Genomic DNA, 4,245 nt, shown 5'->3' on the forward strand with positions numbered 1-4,245 from the left:
CACCTGCGGCGGGCCGAACCCGCCGCGTGTGCGGCGCCCGCAGGAGATCCGTCAGACGCGATCGGTGTCCTGTTCCGCCGCTGCCGGAGCGTCGGACCGCTGCGGTGGAAGATCCGGGTCGGCCCCGACGGAAGCCGCCGCTGCCGCCTGGCCCCGGCCTCCGGCGAGAAGCCACACCGTGACGGCGAGCGCGACGGCGGCTGCCGCGAGGAGCTGTACCCGGTGGTCGAAAGCGGTGACCATGAGCGTGCCCAGCAGGAGGGCGGGCCCGGTGGGGCCGAAGACCAGTGTGCCCGCGGTGGCGGCGACCCTGCCGAGCAGTGCGCCCGGGGTCTCCTTCTGGAGGGACGTCATGGCGCTGATCAGCGGCCACGGCAGTCCCAGACCCACCATCAGCCCCCCGGCCAGGACCAGCGGAAGGAGGCCGGTCGCCCGCGCCAGCACCCCGGCGGCGAAGAGCCCGAGGCCCAGGGCCGACACCGTACGGGAGGACAACCGGCGCAGCAGAGGGCCGGCCGACAGTCCTCCCGCGACCGATCCGATTCCCTGGACCGTGGCGAGCACGCCCACGAAGGCGGCGGGCCGGTGCAGACCGTGGTCGACGAGGGCGTAGTTGGCGGAACTGCTCAGGCTGGAGGCGGCCATCGCGCAGCCGCCCGCGACCACCAGGGAACGCATGTGCGGGTGGCGCCACAGGTGGCGTACCCCGTCCGCGGTCTCCCGGGCCCAGTTCGCGCGCTCCGCCTTCACGGGCGCGGGTTCGTCGACCCGGATCAGGGTGAACGCGGCGGCGGCCAGCAGGAAGGTGAGCGCGTCCAGCAGCGCGGCGGTGGGCCCGCCCACCAGGACGAAGAGGCTCGCACCGGCCAGCGGGCCGACGAGGCTGGTGCTCTCGACCGCCGTTCTCACCAGCCCGTTGAAGTCGCCGCGCAGCCCGGCAGGTATCGCCGCGGCGATCAGCGCGGCCTCCGCCGCGTCCATCAGCACACTGCCGACACCCACCAGTGCCAGGACCGCGAACAGCACCCAGACGTCCGTGGCGGAGCGTACGGCGAGGGGCGCGGTCATCACGAGGGCCAGCGCGAGGCAGGTGAAGACCAGGAGCGGGCGGCGGCGCACCCGGTCGGCCAGGGTGCCGATGAGCGGTCCCGCCATGGCAGGGGCCCACACGCAGAAAGTGACGAGCGCGGCGAGCGCGTCGGAACCCGTGAGCTCCTTGACCCACACACCCGCGGCCAGGGACATGGCCGAGTCGCCGAACCCGGAGACGAGCACCCCCGCCAGATAGATGCGGGCGTTGCGGTCCTTCAGCACTCCGGCCGGGCCCCAGTCCATGACCGTCCCCCTCGGTGATCCCGCGATCCGGATGGGCACCCTACTCCCGGTCCGCGCCCTGCGGCCGCCCTCAGCCGACCAGTCGCAGCGAGGTCGGGGAGACGCCGATCCGTACCGACTGGCCCCACGTCAACTCCAGCGCGTCGGACTCCATCCCGTCGCCGAACACCGTCATCCGGTCCGACTCGACCGATAGTCGCAGCCGCCGGCCGCGCTCCAGTTCCCCGGCGACCATCGACGTTCCCGTCACCGGTGACGGCCAGGCCTCGCGCACGAACCAGAGCAGCCGGGGGTCCGAGGGGGCCGGCAGCCGCAGGGTGCTGCCGCGTTCCTGCCAGAGGGAGCGGAGCCAGCCGGTGGCGCCCGTGCCCGTACCGACCAGCACGCCCGAGGACGCCTGCGCCTCGGCGGCGCCCGGGTGAGGAGTGGCTTCGGTGTCCGGCCCGATCCGGTAGCGGGCGGTCTGGTGTCCCGGCGGCCCGACGTAGATCTCGTTGAGGGCCACCAGCCGCTCGCCGTCGTCCGCGACCGCCTCCACCATCGTCAGTTCGTCCACCCGGCCACCGGCCGCGGGTGCGGTCGCCGCGCGGAGCAGGGCCCCCGTGTCCCGTACGCGGTGGCGCACGAGGACGCCGGGATTGCGCCCCGGGTCGGTGTCGATGCCGATCACCGGCTGCCCCGAGAGGTACTTCGCGGCGTTGGCGACCAGCCCGTCCTGTCCGGCCACGATCACCACGTCCTCCGGAGCGAAGAGGAAGCGGTCCAGGTCGGCGCGTTCCACCCGGGAGCGCCGCCAGGTGAGCGGCACCGCGGACGCCACGTCGGCCAGCGCCCGCAGCGTCCGGTGGTGCCGCTCCGCCACCTCGTCCAGGGAGCGCCCGCGGGTGGAGAGGAAGAACGCGGCCTGGCCGTGCGTACCGTGCCGGGCGAGCAACTCCTCGTACTCCGTGGTCCGGTGCACGAGGACGGCGCGGGGGGCGAGGCTCACGCCGGGGTCCCGCCGCCGGGGCGGCCGAGGCGCGAGAGCAGCCCGGTCAGCACGTCGGGGGAGAGGGTGAGGCTGTCGATGTGCGGCAGGTTCTCCGCCAGTCTGGTCGCCGCGAGGGCGTGCAGGGTGGCCGCGTCGACTTCCGCGTGGACGCGCAGCCAGGCCGCCTGCGCGTCGGCCCGGGCCGCGCCCGTCTCCCGTACGGCCTCCGCCTCCGCCTTGGCCAGCCGTACCGCGCGGGAGGCCTCGGCGCGGGCGCGGACGTCGTCGGCCGCCGCCTTCTCCTCGGCCTCGCGCCGGGCGTTGGTACCGCGCTGGTCGACCAGCTGCTCCTCCCGGCGGGCCAGTTCGATCTGGCTGGCGAGCTCGTTCTCGGCGATGGCGCGTTCCCGTTCGACCGCCACCGCGCGGCGCTCGTAGGTGGCCCGGTCGGCCTCCTGCTGGATCTGCTCGCGGGCGGGGGTGCGCAGGGCGCGCTCCACCTCCGCCTCCGGGCGGATGGCCACGACCCGGGTCGCCACCACGTCGAGCCCTGTCGCGGGCAGCCGGGGCTCGGCCGCGAGTCCGGCCGACACCCGCTCGCGCACCAGAGCCACACCGTCGACGAGGGCGATGGCGAGAGGGGTGCGGGCCAGGGCGTCGAGCGTGTGCTGCTGCGCGGTCTCGGTCAGCAGGGTCGCGATCTGTTCGAGCGGGGAGCCGCGCCACACCCCGGTGTCCGGGTCCACGGAGAAGTCCAGCCGGGCCGCCGCCTGCGCCGGGTCGCTTACCCGGTAGGTGACGGTGGCCTGCACGGTCACGTCCTGGAAGTCGGCGGTGCGGGCGTGGAACGCCATCGCCAGCTCCCGGTCGTCCACCGGCACCTCGGAGAGCGCGGCGCTCAGCGAGCGGTACCAGAAACTCAGCCCGGGACCGTCGTGGGTGAGCGTGCCGCGCTTGTGGTGACGGATGTGGGCGGTGGGGGCGGAGCGCAGGTGGCGCCAGCCGAAGCGCCGTGTGATGTCGGCCATGGGAACGGCCCCTTCCGTTTCTCGTCAGGATGACGACAAGGGAGACGATAGGGGCGTACGAGGATATCGTCAAGGGGACGAAAAAGGGCTCCGGGGGCGAACCTTCGAAGCCCTTCGGCCACGCGAACGGCCGGCGTCTTCGGTGGAAGTCGCCGGCCGTCGGGGTGCGCCGCCCCCGTCCCCACGGTGCGGCGCGAGCGGGCCGGTCCCACCGCTGGGATGGACGGCCCACGTTTGTCAGGGCTCGGTCGCGGGGGGCTCCAGACCGAGCCCGGGCAGGATGGCCCGTTCCGTGAAGCGCACGAGGTACTCCCCGTCGGCCTGCCGGGCGTCGAGCAGGGGGCGCACGCGCACCATGCCGAACAGCTGGGCCGGGACGTACTGGGCGGTCGCGCAGTCGGGGGCGATCTCGCCGCGTTCGCGGCCCCTGTGGACCATCGCCTCGATCGCCGCGATCTCCGGCATCACCAGTGACTCGCGCATCGCGCAGAGCAGCTCCGGGCTCTGCAGGGCGGCGTGGCTCAGTGCGTGCACCAGCGAGGTGTCGAGGCCGGAGCGGGCGCCGATCGCCCGTGCCGCCGCCAGCAGGTCGCCGGCCAGGGTGCCGGTGTCGATGTGGGCGAGCGACTCGCGCCGGGTGCTGTGGAGTGCCGCCACGACCAGCTCGGGCTTCGATCCCCACTGCCGGTACAGCGTCGACTTGCCGCAGCGGGTCCGCGCGGCGACGCCCTCCATGGTGAGGGATTCGTACCCGCTCTCGCGGAGCAGCTCCAGCACCGCCGCGTAGAGCTCCTGGGCGCGCTCCGGTGTGATTTTCGACCTGGGTGACCGGGGTGAGGGCGTCGCCGAGTCCTGCGCCTCGGTGTCCTGGAGCGCCGCGTTTTCCTGAGTTCCCTGTGCGGAGTCCCGGCT

General features: G+C 74.1%; 4 protein-coding genes. All 4 read right to left on the reverse strand.

Going from position 1 to position 4,245, the window contains the following annotated elements; all coding sequences use genetic code 11:
• Nucleotides 1–51: 51 nt before the first annotated feature.
• The 4 genes from ACFWEP_RS32395 to ACFWEP_RS32410 all read right to left on the reverse strand — a co-directional run bounded on the left by ACFWEP_RS32395 (nt 52) and on the right by ACFWEP_RS32410 (nt 4,146).
• Nucleotides 52–1,335 (reverse strand): MFS transporter, encoded by a 1,284-nt coding sequence (locus tag ACFWEP_RS32395; RefSeq protein ID WP_387375532.1) that lies wholly within the window; start codon nt 1,333–1,335, stop codon nt 52–54.
• Between the two features lie 70 nt (nt 1,336–1,405).
• On the reverse strand, nt 1,406–2,323 hold the full coding sequence (locus ACFWEP_RS32400) for a hypothetical protein (RefSeq protein WP_387375534.1): 918 nt from the start codon (nt 2,321–2,323) through the stop codon (nt 1,406–1,408).
• Complete coding sequence (locus ACFWEP_RS32405; RefSeq protein ID WP_387375535.1) at nt 2,320–3,333, reverse strand: SPFH domain-containing protein; 1,014 nt, start codon at nt 3,331–3,333, stop codon at nt 2,320–2,322. Before ACFWEP_RS32405 ends, ACFWEP_RS32400 begins: the two co-directional genes overlap by 4 nt.
• Before the next feature lie 237 nt (nt 3,334–3,570).
• Nucleotides 3,571–4,146 (reverse strand): TetR/AcrR family transcriptional regulator, encoded by a 576-nt coding sequence (locus ACFWEP_RS32410; protein ID WP_387375537.1) that lies wholly within the window; start codon nt 4,144–4,146, stop codon nt 3,571–3,573.
• Nucleotides 4,147–4,245 lie beyond the last annotated feature (99 nt).

This window comes from Streptomyces sp. NPDC060198, from assembly GCF_042728415.1.
Classification (GTDB): Bacteria; Actinomycetota; Actinomycetes; order Streptomycetales; family Streptomycetaceae; genus Streptomyces.

Bases quoted from the DNA above. Each gene is read 5' to 3' on its own strand.
- ACFWEP_RS32395 (WP_387375532.1), bottom strand. From the start codon at position 1,335: ATGGACTGGGGCCCGGCCGGAGTGCTGAAGGACCGCAACGCCCGCATC.
- ACFWEP_RS32405 (WP_387375535.1), bottom strand. From the start codon at position 3,333: ATGGCCGACATCACACGGCGCTTCGGCTGGCGCCACCTGCGCTCCGCC.